The sequence below is a fragment of the Baekduia alba genome (genome assembly GCF_028416635.1).
In the GTDB taxonomy this organism is placed as follows: Bacteria; Actinomycetota; Thermoleophilia; order Solirubrobacterales; family Solirubrobacteraceae; genus Baekduia; species Baekduia alba.
Genome location: NZ_CP114013.1, coordinates 55318 through 71607 on the forward strand (window position 1 = coordinate 55318; position 16290 = coordinate 71607).

Annotated in this window: 21 protein-coding genes; all 21 read left to right on the top strand. The window is 70.8% G+C overall.

Going from position 1 to position 16290, the window contains the following annotated elements; translation table 11 throughout:
• The first annotated feature begins 15 nt into the window (after positions 1 to 15).
• The 21 genes from DSM104299_RS00280 (at position 16) to DSM104299_RS00380 (ending at position 16273) form a co-directional block, all read left to right on the top strand.
• Complete coding sequence (locus tag DSM104299_RS00280) at positions 16 to 600, top strand: chemotaxis protein CheC (protein ID WP_272475277.1); 585 nt, start codon at positions 16 to 18, stop codon at positions 598 to 600.
• A 20-nt stretch (positions 601 to 620) separates the two neighbouring features.
• Positions 621 to 1112 carry a hypothetical protein gene (locus DSM104299_RS00285; RefSeq protein ID WP_272475278.1) on the top strand — a complete coding sequence of 164 codons (492 nt, stop codon included), beginning with the start codon at positions 621 to 623 and terminating at the stop codon, positions 1110 to 1112.
• Positions 1109 to 2086, top strand: a complete 978-nt coding sequence (locus DSM104299_RS00290; protein ID WP_272475279.1) for a flagellar motor switch protein FliM — start codon at positions 1109 to 1111, stop codon at positions 2084 to 2086. Before DSM104299_RS00285 ends, DSM104299_RS00290 begins: the two co-directional genes overlap by 4 nt.
• A gap of 37 nt (positions 2087 to 2123) precedes the next feature.
• Positions 2124 to 2999, top strand: a complete 876-nt coding sequence (locus DSM104299_RS00295) for a FliM/FliN family flagellar motor switch protein (protein ID WP_272475280.1) — start codon at positions 2124 to 2126, stop codon at positions 2997 to 2999.
• A complete protein-coding gene (locus DSM104299_RS00300; protein ID WP_272475281.1) occupies positions 2999 to 3358 on the top strand; it encodes a response regulator in 360 nt (119 codons plus the stop codon). The genes DSM104299_RS00295 and DSM104299_RS00300 overlap by 1 nt, the downstream gene beginning before the upstream one ends.
• A gap of 112 nt (positions 3359 to 3470) precedes the next feature.
• Positions 3471 to 4241, top strand: a complete 771-nt coding sequence (locus tag DSM104299_RS00305) for a motility protein A (protein ID WP_272475282.1) — start codon at positions 3471 to 3473, stop codon at positions 4239 to 4241.
• A 6-nt stretch (positions 4242 to 4247) separates the two neighbouring features.
• Complete coding sequence (locus tag DSM104299_RS00310; RefSeq protein WP_272475283.1) at positions 4248 to 5132, top strand: flagellar motor protein MotB; 885 nt, start codon at positions 4248 to 4250, stop codon at positions 5130 to 5132.
• Positions 5129 to 5587 (top strand): flagellar basal body-associated FliL family protein, encoded by a 459-nt coding sequence (locus DSM104299_RS00315; protein ID WP_272475284.1) that lies wholly within the window; start codon positions 5129 to 5131, stop codon positions 5585 to 5587. Before DSM104299_RS00310 ends, DSM104299_RS00315 begins: the two co-directional genes overlap by 4 nt.
• A gap of 11 nt (positions 5588 to 5598) precedes the next feature.
• Positions 5599 to 5991 carry a flagellar motor switch protein FliN gene (gene fliN, locus DSM104299_RS00320; protein WP_272475285.1) on the top strand — a complete coding sequence of 131 codons (393 nt, stop codon included), beginning with the start codon at positions 5599 to 5601 and terminating at the stop codon, positions 5989 to 5991.
• Between the two features lie 181 nt (positions 5992 to 6172).
• Positions 6173 to 6760 carry a FliO/MopB family protein gene (locus tag DSM104299_RS00325; protein ID WP_272475286.1) on the top strand — a complete coding sequence of 196 codons (588 nt, stop codon included), beginning with the start codon at positions 6173 to 6175 and terminating at the stop codon, positions 6758 to 6760.
• Positions 6760 to 7434 (top strand): flagellar type III secretion system pore protein FliP, encoded by a 675-nt coding sequence (gene fliP / locus DSM104299_RS00330; protein ID WP_272475287.1) that lies wholly within the window; start codon positions 6760 to 6762, stop codon positions 7432 to 7434. Before DSM104299_RS00325 ends, fliP begins: the two co-directional genes overlap by 1 nt.
• The gene (fliQ, locus tag DSM104299_RS00335) at positions 7434 to 7703 is read left to right on the top strand and encodes a flagellar biosynthesis protein FliQ (RefSeq protein ID WP_272475288.1); all 270 of its coding nucleotides are present in this window, start codon (positions 7434 to 7436) and stop codon (positions 7701 to 7703) included. The genes fliP and fliQ overlap by 1 nt, the downstream gene beginning before the upstream one ends.
• Complete coding sequence (locus DSM104299_RS00340) at positions 7703 to 8506, top strand: flagellar biosynthetic protein FliR (RefSeq protein WP_272475289.1); 804 nt, start codon at positions 7703 to 7705, stop codon at positions 8504 to 8506. The genes fliQ and DSM104299_RS00340 overlap by 1 nt, the downstream gene beginning before the upstream one ends.
• 13 nt (positions 8507 to 8519) lie before the next feature.
• Complete coding sequence (flhB, locus tag DSM104299_RS00345; protein ID WP_272475290.1) at positions 8520 to 9590, top strand: flagellar biosynthesis protein FlhB; 1071 nt, start codon at positions 8520 to 8522, stop codon at positions 9588 to 9590.
• Between the two features lie 14 nt (positions 9591 to 9604).
• On the top strand, positions 9605 to 11671 hold the full coding sequence (flhA, locus tag DSM104299_RS00350) for a flagellar biosynthesis protein FlhA (protein ID WP_272475291.1): 2067 nt from the start codon (positions 9605 to 9607) through the stop codon (positions 11669 to 11671).
• Positions 11671 to 13155, top strand: a complete 1485-nt coding sequence (locus DSM104299_RS00355) for a hypothetical protein (RefSeq protein ID WP_272475292.1) — start codon at positions 11671 to 11673, stop codon at positions 13153 to 13155. The genes flhA and DSM104299_RS00355 overlap by 1 nt, the downstream gene beginning before the upstream one ends.
• Entirely contained in the window at positions 13152 to 13811 is a 660-nt protein-coding gene (locus tag DSM104299_RS00360) for a PilZ domain-containing protein (protein ID WP_272475293.1), read from the top strand. The genes DSM104299_RS00355 and DSM104299_RS00360 overlap by 4 nt, the downstream gene beginning before the upstream one ends.
• Complete coding sequence (locus DSM104299_RS00365) at positions 13811 to 14260, top strand: hypothetical protein (RefSeq protein WP_272475294.1); 450 nt, start codon at positions 13811 to 13813, stop codon at positions 14258 to 14260. Before DSM104299_RS00360 ends, DSM104299_RS00365 begins: the two co-directional genes overlap by 1 nt.
• 17 nt (positions 14261 to 14277) lie before the next feature.
• Positions 14278 to 14478 carry a hypothetical protein gene (locus DSM104299_RS00370; RefSeq protein WP_272475295.1) on the top strand — a complete coding sequence of 67 codons (201 nt, stop codon included), beginning with the start codon at positions 14278 to 14280 and terminating at the stop codon, positions 14476 to 14478.
• 169 nt (positions 14479 to 14647) lie between these two features.
• Complete coding sequence (locus tag DSM104299_RS00375) at positions 14648 to 15454, top strand: flagellin N-terminal helical domain-containing protein (protein ID WP_272475296.1); 807 nt, start codon at positions 14648 to 14650, stop codon at positions 15452 to 15454.
• A 141-nt stretch (positions 15455 to 15595) separates the two neighbouring features.
• The gene (locus DSM104299_RS00380) at positions 15596 to 16273 is read left to right on the top strand and encodes a CHAP domain-containing protein (protein ID WP_272475297.1); all 678 of its coding nucleotides are present in this window, start codon (positions 15596 to 15598) and stop codon (positions 16271 to 16273) included.
• The last annotated feature ends 17 nt before the right edge of the window (positions 16274 to 16290 follow it).

Genomic DNA, 16290 nt, shown 5'->3' on the forward strand with positions numbered 1-16290 from the left:
GATTCGTAGGAAGCCATGACCACGTTCTCTGACCTGCAGCTCGACGCCTTGCGCGAGCTCGCCAACATCGGCTCCGGCAACGCCGGCACCGCGCTCAGCTCGATGCTCGGCAAGCCCGTCGACATCTCGGTGCCGACGGCCGCCGCCCTGCCCCTGGCCGAGGCGGTCGCCATCGCCGGCGCGCCCGACGAGCTGCGCTACGGCGTCGTCGTCCCCGTCGTCGGCGACTTCGAGGCGATCGTCGTCCTGCTGTTCCCCGAGAGCGACGCGCGGAAGCTGTGCGGCATCTACGGCATCGAGCCCTCCACGCCGGACGGCAACTCGATGCTCGGCGAGGTCGGCAACATCCTCGGGACCAACTACATCAACGTGCTCGCCCAGATGGTGGACATGTCGCTCGAGCCCGCGCCCCCGCAGGTCGTCGAGGACATGCTCGGCTCGATCCTGTCGTCGGTCCTGATCGGCCGCGGCGACGACATCGACGAGGCGCTGATCCTCGACTCGAACCTCCTCGTCGAGGAGGAGCAGTGCAGCCTGTCCTTCCTGCTCCTGCCCAACCACGGCGGGATCAAGCAGCTGCTGGGGCGGCTCGGCCTCTAGCCATGGAGACCGTCGTCCGCATGGGCGAGGCATCCGCCTCCAACACGTCGGGAGACGTGCTCGCGTGCATCGGCCTGGGCTCGTGCATCGGGCTCGCGCTCGTCGACCGCGGCAAGGGCGTCGCCGCGCTGGCGCACGTCATGCTGCCGGAGGCGGCGCAGGCCGATCCGCCGCAGCCGCACAAGTTCGCCGATCTCGCGGTGCCCGCGCTGATCGACCTCGTGCTCGCGCACGGGGCGTCGCGGACGCGCGTCGAGGCCGCCATGGTCGGCGGCGCCGCCATGTTCCAGTTCGGCGGCAGCGGCCAGGACATCGGGCAGCGCAACGCGCAGGCCGTCGCGCGGCTGCTCGACCGCGCCCGGATCCCGGTCCGCGCGACCGAGACGGGTGGCTCCAAGGGCCGCACGATCCGCGTCAGCGTCGGCGCGGACATCTCCATCACCGTCCGAGAGGCCGGCGGGTCCGAGGCGCAGCTCCTCGGGACCTCGGCCGGAAAGGCCGTACTGGCATGAGCGGGTTCCTCGACGCCAACGAGATCGAGAAGCTCTTCGCGCGGGCGAGCGAGGGCAACATGCCGGTGGAGTCGGAGGAGCGCCAGGGCCGCCGTGCCCGCTGGCTGCGCACCGTCGACTTCACCCGGCCGACGAAGTTCACCACCGACCAGGAGCGGCGGATCCGCCGCGCCATGGACACCTTCACCGAGCGCGCGAGCACGCGCCTGGTCGCCGAGCACCGCACGGCGATCGAGATGGAGGTCATCGACGTCGGGCAGTTCACCTGGGCCAACGCGTTCGCGCAGGTCCCGGACCACTCCGTCCACATCCAGATCGACACGGCGCCCCACGACGGCCGCATGCTGCTCAGCGCCGAGCTGCCCGTGGTCCTCGTCGCGCTCGAGCGGATGCTCGGCGGGCGCCCGGAGTCGGCGCAGCGCGACCGCGAGCTCACCGACATCGACCTGATGGTCGTGCAGCGGATGTTCGGCACGATCGTCGAGGCCCTGTCGTCGGTCTGGTTCGACGTCTCCGAGATGACGTTGAACATCGCGATGGTCGACACGCAGAGCGAGACGGTCCAGGTCGCCGCCGGCTCCGAGCCGACGCTCGCGCTGACGCTCGAGGCCCGCCTCGACGGCCTGTCGTCGACGATGACGCTGCTGATCCCGTACGCGGCCATCGCACCGGTCGCGTCGGCGTTCTCGCGCCACGACGAGGAGATCAAGGTCCGCGACGAGGTCACCGCCGCGGCCGTCAACCAGGGCCTCAGCCACGTCGAGGTCTCGCTGCGCGCCGAGGTCGCCGACACGCACCTGACGCTCGACGAGATCCTGCACCTCAAGCCCGGCGACGTCATCCGCCTCGACGCCGGCGCCGACGCCGAGCTCACCCTCTTCGCCGACCGCACCCCCGTGCACCACGCGCGTGGCGGCCGCAGCGGCCAGCACCGCGCCGTCCAGATCACCGGCCCCGTGGAGCTCGCCCCATGACTTCCGTCCTTCGGACCTCTGCCATGAGGTACCAGCGATGAACGCCGAGCAGGCACTGCTGCGCCTGGGCGCCTCCACCTCGGAGGCGGTCCAGGGCGTCCTGCAGATGTTCTCCCCGACGGGCGTCGCGCCGGGCACCGTGCGCGTCGTGCCGCCGGAGGAGTCGCCCTTCGCCGACGCGATGTTCCCGGCGATCGCCGCGGACGTCGCCTACGTCGACGGCGTGACCGGCGGCAACGTGATGGTCATCGGCATCGAGGGCGCGCGCCGCCTGGCCGCGGCCATGATGGGGATGGACCCCAACGACGTCGAGGCCGGAGGCGAGCTGTCGGAGCTGGAGTTCAGCGCCGTCGGCGAGGCGATGAACCAGATGATGTCGGCGGCCGCGATGGCCACCAGCAAGGTGCTCGACGAAGAGGTCGAGATCGCGCCGCCCGACGTCCGCCAGCTCGACGACGCGAACTCCGGCGGCGAGGGCTGGGAGCACCCCGGCCACGCCACGGCCGTCACGTTCACGTTCTGCGGCGCGCCCTGCCTGCTCGTGCAGCTGGTGCCCAACGCGTTCATCGTGCGCATGACGCGCGCGCTGGACGAGATGACCGAGAGCCACGACGACGCGCCGCTCGGCGACGCCCTGCGCGACATCAGCGTCCGCGTCTGGGCCGAGCTGGGCCGGACGCGGATGCCGTCGGGCCGGATCGTCGCGCTGCCCGCGGGCGCGGTCGTCGAGCTCGACCGCGAGGTCGAGGCCCCGATCGACCTCTACGCCGACGGCATGCGCTTCGCGACCGGCCGGCTGATGGTCACCGAGGACGGCGGGCTCGCCGTCCGCGTCGAGTCGGTGCTCGGCGCCAGCAGTCCCCCTTCTTCTCCCACGCCCCCCGAAAACACCCCCACGGAGGTTCCAGTCTGATGGCTCGCGTGCTCGTCGTAGATGACGCCGCGTTCATGCGGAAGATGGTCACCGACGCCCTCAGCGGCGGCGGCCACGAGATCGTTGGCGAGGCCGCCAACGGCGCCGAGGCGGTGCAGCGCTTCCAGGAGCTGCGCCCCGATGTCATGACGCTCGACATCACCATGCCCGAGAAGGACGGCCTGACCGCCCTCAAGGAGATCATCGCCGTCGATCCCGGCGCGAAGGTCGTGATGTGCTCGGCCCTGGGCCAGGAGTCCAAGGTGCTCGAGTCGATCAAGCTCGGCGCGAAGGACTTCGTCGTCAAGCCGTTCCAGGCCGACCGCGTGCTCTCCGCGATCGACAAGGCGCTGGGCTAAGTCCCGGCGCCAACAACTGGCTGAAGACCGGTCATCAGCGGCCGACCACTAGAGAGAACCCATGAAGGCCGCTACCGCAATCGGAATCGGAATCGCTGCTGCCGCCATCATCATGGCCGGCATCATGGAGGGCGTCGCGCCGCCGATGCTCCTCAACATCAACGCCCTGATCCTCGTGCTGGGCGGGACGGCCGGCGCGGTGTTCGGCGGCGTGGGGATGAAGCGCTTCATGATGATCCCCAAGCTGTACATGAAGGCCATCATGGGCGAGCAGCCCGACCTGGGCGTGCGCGTGAAGACCCTCGTGAGCTTCGCCGAGCGGGCCCGCAAGGACGGCCTGCTCGCGCTCGAGGAGGAGATCGAGGCGATCGAAGAGCCGTTCATGCGCAAGGGCATGCAGCTGATCGTCGACGGCACCGACCCGGACCTCCTGCGGGAGATCCTGGACGCGGAGATCGACGCGATGGCCGCGCGCCACAAGCTCGGCTCCTCGGTCTTCGAGAAGGCCGGCGGCCTGGCCCCGACCATCGGCGTGCTCGGCACCGTCGTCTCGCTGGTGCACGTGCTCTCCAACCTGAGCGCGCCCGAGACGCTCGGCCCCGCGATCTCCGGCGCGTTCATCGCGACGCTGTACGGCGTCGGCTCAGCCAACGTCGTGTACCTGCCGGTGTGCTACTCGCTGCAGATGCAGAGCCAGAAGGAGGTCGACGAGCGCTCGCTGGTGCTCGAGGGCATCCTGGCGATCCAGGCGGGCGACAACCCGCGCATGGTCCAGCAGAAGCTCCTCAGCTACCTCTCCCCGGACGAGCGCGCAGTGGTCGAGGCCGGCGACGCCAAGGCCGAGCTGAAGGCCGTCGACGGCGGCGCTGCGCAGGCCGCGTAAGGGTGGGTGGGTCCGATTTCCGGGCACGGCGGCAAGAAGAAGAAGCGCGGCGACGACCACGGCGACCATCCCGACGAGCGCTGGCTGGTCACCTACGCCGACCTGATGACGCTGCTCGTGGCGCTCTTCATGGTCCTGTTCTCGATCTCGTCGGTGAACAAGTCCAAGCTGGAGTCGCTGCAGCACTCGCTCCAGGACGCGTTCAGCGGCAAGGTGCTGCCGGGCGGCCAGTCCATCAAGGAGTCGGGCGGCGTGATGAACATCAAGACGCCGTCTGCGTCGCCCAAGGAGTCCAGCCTGCAGCCGTTCGTCGGCTCGCCGAAGGACGACTCGGTGTCCAAGACCAAGACGGGCGCCCAGGGCAACGCCGAGGAGCAGGCCTTCGAGAAGCTCAAGAAGCAGCTCGACTCGGTCGCCACCAAGCAGGGGCTCTCGGGCAAGATCAAGGTCACGGTCACCGACGAGGGGCTGCTGATCCGGCTGCTGACCGACAAGCTGCTGTTCGACAGCGGCTCGGCCACGCCGCGCCCGCCGTCGCTGCCGCTGCTCAAGGACGTCGCGCACCTCCTCTCGGCCACGCAGGCCGACCACCAGCTGATCGTCTCGGGCAACACCGACAACCAGCCGATCAGCAGCGGCCAGTTCCGGGACAACCTCGCGCTGTCCACCGAGCGCGCCAACGCGATCTTCCGCACCTTCGCGCAGGACGGCATCTCGCCGCTGCGCATGACCGCCGCCGGCCGCGGCGCCTACTCGCCCGTGGCCACCAACAAGACCGACGCCGGACGCTCGCTGAACCGCCGCGTGGAGATCCTCGTGCCGCGCATCACCAGCGTCTCCAAGACCTCCCAGATCCCGTCCATCAAGCCGAACTTCGCTCCCACCAAATGAAGAACATCAAGATCATCATCCCCGTCCTGCTGCTCGTGGTGGGCGGCGTCTACAAGTTCGTCCTGGCGCCCAAGCCGGTCGTGCCCAAGCCAAAGGTCTCGGGCGAGGTGTACGTGATGCCCAAGGACTTCCTGATCAACCTCAAGGCGGGCAAGTTCGCCAAGCTCAACGCCGCGCTGGTCCTCAAGGAGGGCTACCTGGCCGAGGCGGTCAAGAAGGCCGCGGCCGCGTCGGGCGAGAAGGAGGCGGGCCAGCCGCCGACCGGCTACGGCACGCTGCCCCAGGAGGCCGTGGTCCGCGCGATCATCACCGACTCGCTCACCGACGAGCCGGCCGGCCGCCTGACCCGCGAGAAGTCGCGCGTCAAGCTCCAGAAGTCCGTGCTCAAGCGGATCGAGCACGAGACCGACATCGACGTCGAGGACGTCCTCTTCACGGACCTCGCGGTCCAATAAGGAGCATCACCATGACCGACGTCGAGTTCACCCCGCTGCCCGAAGGGGCGGGCGGAGCCCACGCCGCGGCGATCGCCGGCGACGCCGACCTCACGCGCCTCACCGACGTGACGGTCGAGCTGACCGTCGAGGTCGGCCGCACGCACATGTCGCTGGGCGAGACCATGAGCCTCGGCCAGGGCTCGGTCGTCACGCTCGACCGCCTGGCGGACAAGCCCGTCGACCTGCTCGTCAACGGGCGCCCCATCGCCCGGGGCGAGGTCGTCGTCATCGACGAGCAGTTCGGGCTGCGCATCACCGAGGTCAACGGCGCGGAGCGCAGCGCCGCGGGCGCCGTCGCGGCGTTCGAGCCCGAAGCCCTCGGCGCCGGCGACGTCCCGCCGGCGTTCCCCGAAGCGGCCTGAGCGACGCCGAGCTGGCGAGCGAGCCGCCAGGCGAGCTCGCTTAAGGCAAGCTCGCCCTCTGGGCGAGTCTTCGCCCGGACGCCTCGAACGGTCGTCCAGACTCGTCCCTCAAGTCCACCACGCGCAGGCCGATCTAAGGACTGGCTGGTCGTCCCTCCCGACCTACCGCGAGTCCCTCCAAGTGAAGCCATATCGTGCCCTCACGGCCGTTCTCACGGCCGCACTCCTCTGCGTCCTCCTGGCGCCCACCCTCGCGGTGGCGGCCGGCAAGGACACCTACGGCGAGAACACGCCGCTCAACCTCCCGAGCGACTCCTCGGCGCAGACCGCGTCGTCGGTCGGCTCCAACGGCGGCGGCCTGGCCCGCACGTTCATCGGCCTCGCGGTCGTCGTGGCCGTGATCTACGGCCTGACCTGGGTGCTGCGCCAGATGAAGAAGTCGTCCTCCGGCGAGCTCGACGCCCACGGCATCGGCCTCAGCACCGAGGCGTCGATGCCGCTGGGCCCCAACCGCTCGGTCCACCTGATCCGCGCCGGCCGCGAGCTCGTGCTCGTCGGCAGCGCCGAGCACGGCATCGTGCCGATCCGGACCTACACCGAGGACGAGGCGCTGTCGCTCGGCCTCCTGTCGCACCCGCAGCTCGGCGCCGGCGACGACATCGACGGCGACGCCAAGCCGCGGGTGGGTGGGTCCGGTTCCCCCGCCGGCAAGGCCAAGCTCCTCTTCAGCGACACGCTCGAGAAGCTTCGCGACCGGACGGCGCGCTGATGGTCTCCGCGACGATCTCCGCCGCCACCCAGAACGGCATCAGCGCCGACGGCGACAACGCCGTCCAGCTGCTGATCCTCGTCGGGGCGGTCACGCTCGTCCCGGCGCTGCTGTTCTGCGTCACGGGCTTCACGCGGATCCTCGTCGTCCTCGGCTTCATCCGCACCGGCTTGGGCACCCCGACGGCGCCGCCGAACCAGGTCCTGGTCGGCATCGCGCTGTTCCTCACCATCTTCGTGATGGCGCCGACTTTCACCCAGGTCAAGAAGGACGCCATCGACCCGCTGGCCAAGCACCAGATCACGCAGGCCGAGGCGCTGGACCGCGGCCAGAAGCCGCTGCGCGAGTTCATGTTCCGCCAGACGCGGACCAAGGACCTCGCGCTGTTCGTGAACCTCGCGCACCTCAAGCGCCCCAAGACGCGCGCCGACGTCCCGACCTACGTCCTGATCCCCGCGTTCATCATCTCGGAGCTCAAGACGGCGTTCCAGATCGGCTTCCTCATCTTCCTGCCGTTCCTGGTGATCGACCTGGTGGTCAGCTCCACCCTCATGTCCATGGGCATGATGATGCTGCCACCCGCGTTCATCAGCCTGCCCTTCAAGATCCTGCTCTTCGTCCTCGTGGACGGCTGGGACTTGATCACCCGCTCGCTCGTGGAGTCGTTCCACTGATGGACACCGATACCGTCGTCACCCTCTCGACGCAGGCGATGAGCCTCGCGTTGAAGCTCTCGATCCCGCTGCTCGGCGTGGGCCTGATCGTGGGCGTGCTGATCTCGATCGTGCAGGCCGTCACCTCCATCCAGGAGCAGACGCTCTCGTTCATCCCGAAGGTGCTGGCGATGGCGGCCGTGCTCGTCGTCGGTGGTCCGTGGATGCTCAACCAGCTGTTGAGCTACACGTCGGAGCTGTGGACGTCGATCCCCAACATGGTGGGGTAGTGGGTCCGCAGCTCCAGACCTCGGCCCAGACCCTGCTCACCGACTTCGGCGAGCAGCGCGTCCTGGCGTTCTTCCTGGTCCTGGCGCGGATCTCGCCGCTCTTCCTGCTGGCGCCGCTGTTCTCGTCCAAGTTGGTGCCGGCGCGCGTGCGCACCGTCGTCGCAGTTGGCCTGGCCATCGGCCTCTCCCCGGTCGTGTCGGCCGACGTGCACCTGCCGACCGACATCCTGGGGATCGGCACGCTGCTGGGCAAGGAGCTGCTGATCGGCGGGGCGTTCGCCTACGCCCTGGCCGCGACCTTCGCGGCGCTCGCCGTCGCCGGCTCGTTCCTGGACACGACGATCGGCTTCTCCTACGGGTCGCTCGTCGACCCGGTCAACGGCAACCAGTCCGCGATCCTCAGCACCGCCTACTCGATGATCGGGTTGATGGTGTTCATCGCCATCGGCGGTGACGCCTGGGTCATCAAGGGCCTCGCGCGCACCTACGAGATCGTCGGCCTGACGCAGTACCCGTCGCTGGGCGCGATCGTCCACGGCGCCAACGGCGCGTTCGTCCAGGTCTTCACGAGCGCCTTCGAGGTCGCCGGGCCGGTGCTGATCGCGCTGATCCTCACCGACACCGCGTTCGGCATGGTCACGCGCGTCGTCCCGACGCTCAACGCGTTCCAGGTCGCCGTCCCGGCCAAGGTCGTCCTCGGCCTGCTGCTCGTCGGCGCGTCGATGCCGTTCGTCGCCGGCTGGCTCGCCACCGAGCTGCAGACCGACGTCGGCCAGGCCCTCCAGACCCTCAAGCTCGCCTGAGGGAGGTGGCGCGATGGCCGATGCCGACAAGACCGAGAAGGCGACACCCAAGCGCCGCGAGGAGGCGCGCAAGCAGGGCAACGTCGCGAAGTCCGCGGACCTCTCGGGCGCCGTCGTCGTGCTCGCCGGCCTGTTCATGCTCGGCGCGACCGGCTCCTCGATGGTGCAGCGGATGGCCGACGGGATCCACGACTCGCTCGCCGCCGGCGGCAGCCGCGACCCGGTCACGATGGGCACGGTCTCCGACCTGCTGCTCAAGAGCGGCGCGAACGTCGTCTGGTGCCTGGCGCCGATCGTCGGCGTGTGCGCGGTGGCGGCGATCGTCGTCAACCTCGCCCAGGTCGGCATCCGGCCCAAGACGCAGGCGCTCAAGCCCAACTTCAAGCGCCTCAGCCCGCAGCAGGGCCTCAAGCGCATCTTCGGCAAGCAGGGCCTCGTCGAGCTCTTCAAGAACCTCGTGAAGATCGCGGTCGTCGCGTACGTCGTCCTCAGCGCGTTCCTCCCGCACATGACCGACTACGCCGCGATGGTCGGCGTCTCCCCGCTGCAGCTCGGCGGGTCGATCGCCGCGCTCGTGAAGTCGATCGCGATGCGGGCGGCCTTCGCCTACCTCTTCATCGGGGTCGTGGACTTCTTCTATCAGCGCTTCACGCGCGAGAAGGGTCTGCGGATGAAGAAGGAGGAGGTCAAGGAGGAGTCCAAGGGCCAGGACCTCCCCGCCGAGGTCAAGGGCGCGATCCGCCGCCGCCAGCGCGAGGCCGCCCGCGCCCGGATGATGGCCGACGTCCCGACCGCGGACGTCATCGTCACCAACCCCACGCACTTCTCCGTCGCCCTGAAGTACGACGGCAAGTCCAACGCGCCGACGGTCGTCGCCAAGGGCCAGGACCTCCTGGCCCTGCGCATCCGCGAGATCGCCGCCGAGAACAACGTGCCGATCGTCCCCGACCCGCCGCTCGCGCGCTCCATGCACGACACGGTCGAGGTCGGCCAGATGATCCCCGAGGACCTGTTCCAGGCCGTCGCCCAGATCCTCGCCTACGTCTATCGCGTCGCCGGCCGCCGCCGGTTCGGCGCCGCCTAGAGGACCCGCAGATCATGACCAACGTGATGCAGAAGTTCGGCAAGTACACCGACCTGATCGCCGCCGGCGTGGTGGTCCTGGTCGTGGTGATGTTGATCATCCCGCTGCCGCCGATGCTGCTGGACCTGCTGATCACGCTGAACATCAGCTGCGCGCTGGCGATCGTGATCACCACGCTCTACGTCAAGAAGGCGCTGGAGTTCTCCGTCTTCCCGTCGCTGCTGCTGATCACGACGCTGTTCCGGTTGGCCATCAACATCTCGGTCACCCGCCTGATCCTGCTGCAGGGCGACGCCGGCCACGTCGTCGAGGCGTTCGGCAAGTTCGTCATCGGCGGCAACATCGTCGTCGGCCTCGTCGTCTTCCTGATCCTCATCGTCATCCAGTTCGTCGTCGTCACCAACGGCGCCGGGCGCGTGGCCGAGGTCGGCGCGCGCTTCACCCTGGACGCCATGCCGGGCAAGCAGATGGCGATCGACGCCGACCTCAACGCCGGGCAGATCACCGAGGACCAGGCCCGCCTGCGCCGCAAGGAGATCTCCGAGGAGGCGGACTTCTACGGCGCGATGGACGGCGCCTCGAAGTTCGTGAAGGGCGACGCGATGGCGGCCGTCCTGATCACGATGATCAACCTCATCGGCGGCATCGTCGTCGGCGTGATGATGCAGCACCGCTCGTTCGGCGAGGCCGTCCATCACTTCTCGCTGCTGAGCGTCGGCGACGGCCTCGCCGCGCAGATCCCGGCGCTGCTGATCTCGGTCGCGACCGGCATCATCGTCACGCGCTCGGCCAGCCAGGACGACCTCGGCTCGCAGGTCGTCACGCAGATCGGCGGCCAGCAGCGCGCCCCGCTCGTCGCCGGCGTCGTCATCTGCTTCTTCGCGCTGATCCCGGGGCTGCCGAAGATCCCGTTCCTCGTCATCGGCGGCCTGTTCTTCTTCGCCGGCCGCACGCTCAGCAAGAACGCGAAGGCCGCGGAGGTCGCCGAGGCGGGCAAGGCCGCCGAGCTGGCCGCCGCGCCGCCGGCGCTGGCCTCACCGCGCGACCAGGTCCAGGAGGCGCTGAGCCTCGACCCGCTCGAGCTGTGCATCGGCTTCGGCCTCGTGCCGCTCGTCGACGGCTCGGCCGGCGGCTCGCTGCTGCAGCGCGTCAGCGCCGTCCGCCGGCAGATCGCGGCCGAGGTGGGCACGATCATCCCGTCGGTCCGCATCCACGACGAGATCGGGCTCCAGAGCCACGAGTACTCCGTCAAGGTCCGCGGCACCGAGGTCGCGCGCGGCCAGATCATGGCGGGCCATCAGCTGGCGCTCGACCCGGGCGACGCGTTCGGCAACCTCGACGGCATCCCGACCCAGGACCCGGCCTACGGCATGGCCGCGGTGTGGATCACGGACGCGCAGCGCGCCGAAGCCGAGGCGTTGGGGTACACCGTGGTCGACGCGGAGTCGGTGGTCGTCACGCACCTGACCGAGACGATCCGGCGTCACACCGCCGACCTGCTCACCCGTCAGGACGTGCGCACGCTGCTGGACAGCCTCAAGGAGCACAACCAGGCCGTCGTCGAGGAGGTCGTCCCCGACCTGCTCTCGGTCGGCGAGCTGCAGCGCGTCCTGCAAGCGCTCTTGCGCGAGGGCGTCTCGATCCGCGACCTCGGCGCGGTCGTCGAGGCGGCCGGCGACCGGGCCCGCGTCACGCGCGATCCGGAGCTGCTGGCCGAGTACGCCCGCCAGGCGCTGGGCCGCACGATCGTGTCCCCGTACCTCGACGCGGAGCGCACGCTGCGGGCGATCACGCTCGACCCGGGCCTCGAGCAGGAGGTGTCGGACGCCATCGCCCAGACACCCGACGGCGAGTACCTGGCGATGGATCCCTCGCGCGCGCAGGCTTTGGTGCACCAGTTGTCGAACCATGTCGAGCAGGCCGTCACGCGCGGCCGGCGACCGGTGCTGATCTGCTCCTCTCGCGTGCGTCGTCACTTGCGTCGACTGTGCGAGCAGGCGCTGCCCCAGCTCTCGGTCTGCGCCTACAACGAGATCGCACCCGGCATCGGCGTTGAGACGATCGGAGTCGTGACTGCCTGATGGCACCCGAGGACCAGGACACCTACACCTACCGCGGCCGCTCCCTGGAGGAGCTCGTCCCGCGCATCCGCCAGGAGCTGGGCGACGACGCGGTCATCGTGGCGCGGCGCGAGACGACCAGCGGCGGCGTCGGCGGGTTCTTCGCCAAGCGCGAGATCGAGGTCGAGGTGCGCCCGGGGACCCTGACCCCACCCACCCCCGCCCCCGGCGTGGCCGCCGCGTTCGCGCAGCAGCTCGCCGAGGCGCACGAGCGCCAGGCCCAGCCATCCGGCGAGGTCCGCCCGATGACGGCGCCCGAGATCGACGCGCTGCCCGGCCCGACCGACGTCAACGTGACCGTCGACGACCTGTTCCCGGCCCCGTCGCCGGCGGCGTCGCAGAACCTCGCCGCGCTGTTCAACGCGGGGCTGCCGCCGGCCGCGCCGGAGCCCGAGCCCGAGCCCGAGCCCGCGGCGGAGGAGCCGCAGCCCGCGCCGGTCGCCAAGCAGCCCGAGGTGCTCGACGACGACGAGTGGGAGGAGGTCTACGGCGCCGAGGAGGAGGCCGAGATCGAGGTCGAGCAGCCCACCGGGATGTTCGACTACCTCGGCGTCGAGCCCGCGGCCGAGCCGGTCGCGCCCGCGCCGGAGCCCGTGGTCGAGGTCGCGCCCGAGCCGGCGCCGGCGCCCGAGCCCGTCGCCCAGGTCATCGCGCCCGCGGCCGGGGTGGGCGGGTCCGGTGTCGGCATGCCGGCCGCCGCGCTCGTCGCCGCCGAGCGGCTCGTCGCCCGCGGCCTGCGCGAGGGCCTCGCCGAGGCGATCGCGGAGGAGGCCATCGCCGGCCTCGCGCCGCTGATGCCCGGCGCCGACCCCAAGGACCTCGTGACCGACGCGCTCGCGCGCCGCATCCCGATGCACCCGCTGCGCCGCGGCCCCGGCGTCGTCGGCTTCGTCGGCCCCGGCGGCGCCGGCAAGACGCGCTGCGTCGCGCGCCTCGCGGCCGCGCACGCGCGCCACGGCATCCTGCCCGTCACCGTCATCGCCCTGCGCTCGCCCGACGGCGGCGCGGAGCTCCGGCGCCTCCTGGCGCCCTACGGCGTCGCGCTGCACGCGATCGAGAGCGGCGCGGAGGGCGCCGGCACGATCGCGGAGCTGCGCGGCACCGGCCTCGTCATCGTCGACACGCCGGGCGTCAGCCCGCGGTCGACTGGCGAGCTGCGCGCCCTCGGGCTCGAGCTGGACTCGCTCGCGCCCGACGAGCTGCACCTCGCCGTGCCCGCCACGATCGGCCCCGCCGCCGCCCAGGAGCTCGTCGGCGGCGTCCGCGAGCTGGGCGTGGGCGCGCTGGTGCTCACGCACACCGACGAGACCGAGATGCTCGGGACCGTCATCGGCCTGGCCATCGACTCCGGCCTGCCGCTGTCCTACCTCGCCCGCGGCCAGGCCGTCGAGGCAGGGCTGAAGCCCGCGTCCGCCACCGAGCTCGCGCGCGACCTCGTGCCATGAGCCGCCTGCTCCCCAACGTCGGCGACGAGCTGCTCCTGTCGGTCCCGCAGACCGAGCAGGTGCTCGTCCGCGTCACCGCCGACGGGCCCGGCTTCTTCGACCTGGCGCTGCTGGAGCAGCCCGACACGCCCCAGCCGATGCTCGAGCGCAGCGCGCTGACGATCGAGTTCGTCAACGACGACGGCGTCGCCCGCATGCACGGCAGGCTCGACGTCCCGCGCTACCGCCGGGGCACCGGCCGCGGCTACGGCGAGGGCTACAGCGCGAAGGACACCGTGCGCTTCGCCCACCGCGGCAGCCCGCAGCTCCTGCGCCGCCGCGAGTTCGTGCGTGCGACGGTGGACCTGCCGCTCACGCTCCTGTCGGCCGACGCCGATGAACAGGACGTGACCACGCAGGCCCACGCGATCGACCTCTCCGGCGGCGGCATGCTCGTCGAGGGCCTGGCCCACCGTCCGGGCCTCGACGCCGAGCGGCGCTTCGAGCTCGACCTCGGCGACGGCAGCGCGCCGGTCCGCGGCGCGGGACGCATCGTGCGGCTGGAGACCGGCGACCGCGTCGGCCTGCAGTTCAGCGACGTCTCGCAGCCCGACTGCGTCCGGCTCCAGCACCTCGCGTTCGCGATGTCGCGCGAACAGCGGCGGAGGTTCGCCTGATGGCCAAGAAGGACAAGGGCGGCGACGCCCCGACCGAGGTCATGGCCGCCGCCGAGGGCGCCGTGGCGCCGAACGGCGACGGCATCCGCCTCTCCGCCCACCCGCGCGCCCGCCGCCACATCGGCATCGCCAAGGGCTGGGGCGGCCTGATCGCGTTCCTGGTCGTCCTCAAGCTGTCGCGCGGCGCGGCCCTGCCGTGGCCCGACGCGATCGAGCGCGCCGTCGTCGGCGGCGTGATCGGCTACGTGGTCGCCTGGGCCATCGCCCAGACGATCTGGCGCCACGTCGCGCTCGCCGAGCTCGAGCAGCTGCGCAAGAAGCTCATCCTGATGGCCGAGGACCAGGCGGAGGAGCGCGAGCGGCAGATCGCCGAGGCCCGCGCCGCCGCCGCGGCGACCGCCGCGGCCGCCAACGCCGGCGGCGTCCCCGAACCCGTTCCGCAGGGCTAGGAAAGCGAGGTTGAGCCGTGCCATTGGACCCCATCAACCCGATCGGTCCGCGGCGCGGCGCCCAGCCGGACGCCATCCCCGCGATCCGTCGCCCCGAGAGCTCGACGGACAAGCGCGAGCGCGACGCCGGCGAGCAGCGCCGCAAGCGCCGCCCCGTCGTCCCGGAACTCCCGCCGCCGCCCGACGACGGGCTGCCGCACATCGACGTCCGGGTCTGACGCCCGCGATCTGACAACTCCCGTCCAAAGGACCCTGGACACACCTCAAGCAGGTCTCATGGGCCGCCGATCACCGGCGTAGCGGCGCAAGGAATGCACCGCCGGCAGCAAGCAGCGACATGGAGTCGCTGTGGGACCCCAACACAAACGTCATCAAGGAGATCGACGAATGTCCCTTCGCATCACGCACAACGTCGAGGCCATGAACAGCTACAACGCGCTGTCCAAGACCTCGGCTGCCATCTCGAAGTCGATGCAGCGCCTGTCCTCGGGCTACCGCATCAACTCCGCGGCCGACGACGCCGCGGGCCTCGGCATCTCCGAGTCCATGCGCTCGCAGATCCGCGGTCTCGGGCAGGCCCAGAAGAACATCCAGGACGGCGCTTCCATGGTGCAGACCGCGGAAGGCAACCTGGACGAGGTCCACTCGATGCTGCAGCGCGTGCGCGAGCTCGCCGTCCAGTACAAGAACGGCTCGCTCGACTCCACCGCTCGCTCGTCGATCCAGAACGAGGTCAACCAGCTCGCATCCGAGATCACCCGCATCGGCGACTCCGCGTCGTTCAACGGCATCAACCTGCTGAACGCCGCGACCACGGTGTCCTTCCAGGTCGGCGCCAACGACGGCCAGGAGATCGGCGTCAAGCTGGTCGACCTCGCCAACGAGGTCGGCACGTCGTTCGCGTCGCTGTCGACCACGGGCACCACCGACATCTCCGAGATCGACACCGCGATCACCAACGTGTCGACCGCTCGCGCGACGTTCGGTGCCGTGCAGAACCGCCTGGACCACTCGCTGTCGGTCGCGGCCTCCTACCAGGAGAACCTGACCTCGGCGGAGTCGCGGATCCGCGACGTGGACATGGCGGACGAGATGGTCGCGTTGACCAAGAACCAGATCCTGTCGCAGGCCGGCACCGCGATGCTCAGCCAGGCCAACCAGGCCCCGCAGAGCGTCCTGCGCCTCCTCGGCTAGCTCATACGCAGCACCTTCGTCGGATCTCCGACGCTGGGGGGCGGTCTTCGGGCCGCCCCCCGTCGTTCGGGACCTGACGCCCCGCGTTGAAGGAAACGCGCAGCCCGCCGATCACGGTGGGGAATGAGCGTGGAGACCGTCATGGCACGGATCGCGGAGCTGCACCAGGGCCTGGTGCCGCCGTCGACCGCTGCGCCGGCGACGGGCGCCGCGACCACATCACCGACCGCCTTCGCCTCCGCGCTGCAGGGCGCGACCTCGTCGACCGGCCTCGCCGGCGCCGACGGCGCGTCGACCGCGCTCGGCTTCTCCGGCGCCGCCGGCACCACCGCCGCCGCATCGACCGCGGCCGCCGGCGCCACCGGCACCGCGACCACCGCGGGCCAGCGCGCGCTCCAGCTCGCCCAGGCCGAGGTCGGCCAGGCCGAGCAGCCGCCGGGCTCCAACGACTCCCCGCGCATCGCCGACTACCGCACGGCCACGGCCGGCAGCGGCGTCGGGCCGTGGTGCGCCTACTTCGTGTCCTGGGCGGCCAAGAACGCCGGCGCGCCGCTCGGCGAGGCCGGTCAGGGCTTCGGCGGCGTGTCCGCCGTCTCCTCGTGGGCGCAGCGGACCGGCCGCTGGACCCCCGCCGCCGCCGGCCAGCCGCCGCAGGCCGGCGACCTCGTCGTGTGGGGCGGCCAGCACATCGGCATCGTCGAGTCCGTCGACGCCGACGGCAAGATCCACACGATCGAGGGCAACTCCTCCAACATGGTCACGCGTCGCACCCACGACAGCTCCGGCGATGGGGCCTCCGGATATGTGCGACTTGGCTAGCACGACCCATCGCCCGG

Excerpts from the sequence above, each read along its gene's own strand:
- DSM104299_RS00315 (WP_272475284.1), top strand. The coding sequence starts at position 5,129 with ATGAAGAACATCAAGATCATCATCCCCGTCCTGCTGCTCGTGGTGGGC.
- DSM104299_RS00280 (WP_272475277.1), top strand. The coding sequence starts at position 16 with ATGACCACGTTCTCTGACCTGCAGCTCGACGCCTTGCGCGAGCTCGCC.
- DSM104299_RS00355 (WP_272475292.1), top strand. The coding sequence starts at position 11,671 with ATGGCACCCGAGGACCAGGACACCTACACCTACCGCGGCCGCTCCCTG.
- fliN (WP_272475285.1), top strand. The coding sequence starts at position 5,599 with ATGACCGACGTCGAGTTCACCCCGCTGCCCGAAGGGGCGGGCGGAGCC.
- flhA (WP_272475291.1), top strand. The coding sequence starts at position 9,605 with ATGACCAACGTGATGCAGAAGTTCGGCAAGTACACCGACCTGATCGCC.
- DSM104299_RS00365 (WP_272475294.1), top strand. The coding sequence starts at position 13,811 with ATGGCCAAGAAGGACAAGGGCGGCGACGCCCCGACCGAGGTCATGGCC.
- DSM104299_RS00290 (WP_272475279.1), top strand. The coding sequence starts at position 1,109 with ATGAGCGGGTTCCTCGACGCCAACGAGATCGAGAAGCTCTTCGCGCGG.
- fliP (WP_272475287.1), top strand. The coding sequence starts at position 6,760 with ATGGTCTCCGCGACGATCTCCGCCGCCACCCAGAACGGCATCAGCGCC.
- DSM104299_RS00360 (WP_272475293.1), top strand. The coding sequence starts at position 13,152 with ATGAGCCGCCTGCTCCCCAACGTCGGCGACGAGCTGCTCCTGTCGGTC.
- DSM104299_RS00285 (WP_272475278.1), top strand. The coding sequence starts at position 621 with ATGGGCGAGGCATCCGCCTCCAACACGTCGGGAGACGTGCTCGCGTGC.
- DSM104299_RS00375 (WP_272475296.1), top strand. The coding sequence starts at position 14,648 with ATGTCCCTTCGCATCACGCACAACGTCGAGGCCATGAACAGCTACAAC.
- DSM104299_RS00380 (WP_272475297.1), top strand. The coding sequence starts at position 15,596 with ATGGCACGGATCGCGGAGCTGCACCAGGGCCTGGTGCCGCCGTCGACC.
- DSM104299_RS00295 (WP_272475280.1), top strand. The coding sequence starts at position 2,124 with ATGAACGCCGAGCAGGCACTGCTGCGCCTGGGCGCCTCCACCTCGGAG.
- DSM104299_RS00300 (WP_272475281.1), top strand. The coding sequence starts at position 2,999 with ATGGCTCGCGTGCTCGTCGTAGATGACGCCGCGTTCATGCGGAAGATG.
- DSM104299_RS00305 (WP_272475282.1), top strand. The coding sequence starts at position 3,471 with ATGGCCGGCATCATGGAGGGCGTCGCGCCGCCGATGCTCCTCAACATC.
- fliQ (WP_272475288.1), top strand. The coding sequence starts at position 7,434 with ATGGACACCGATACCGTCGTCACCCTCTCGACGCAGGCGATGAGCCTC.
- flhB (WP_272475290.1), top strand. The coding sequence starts at position 8,520 with ATGGCCGATGCCGACAAGACCGAGAAGGCGACACCCAAGCGCCGCGAG.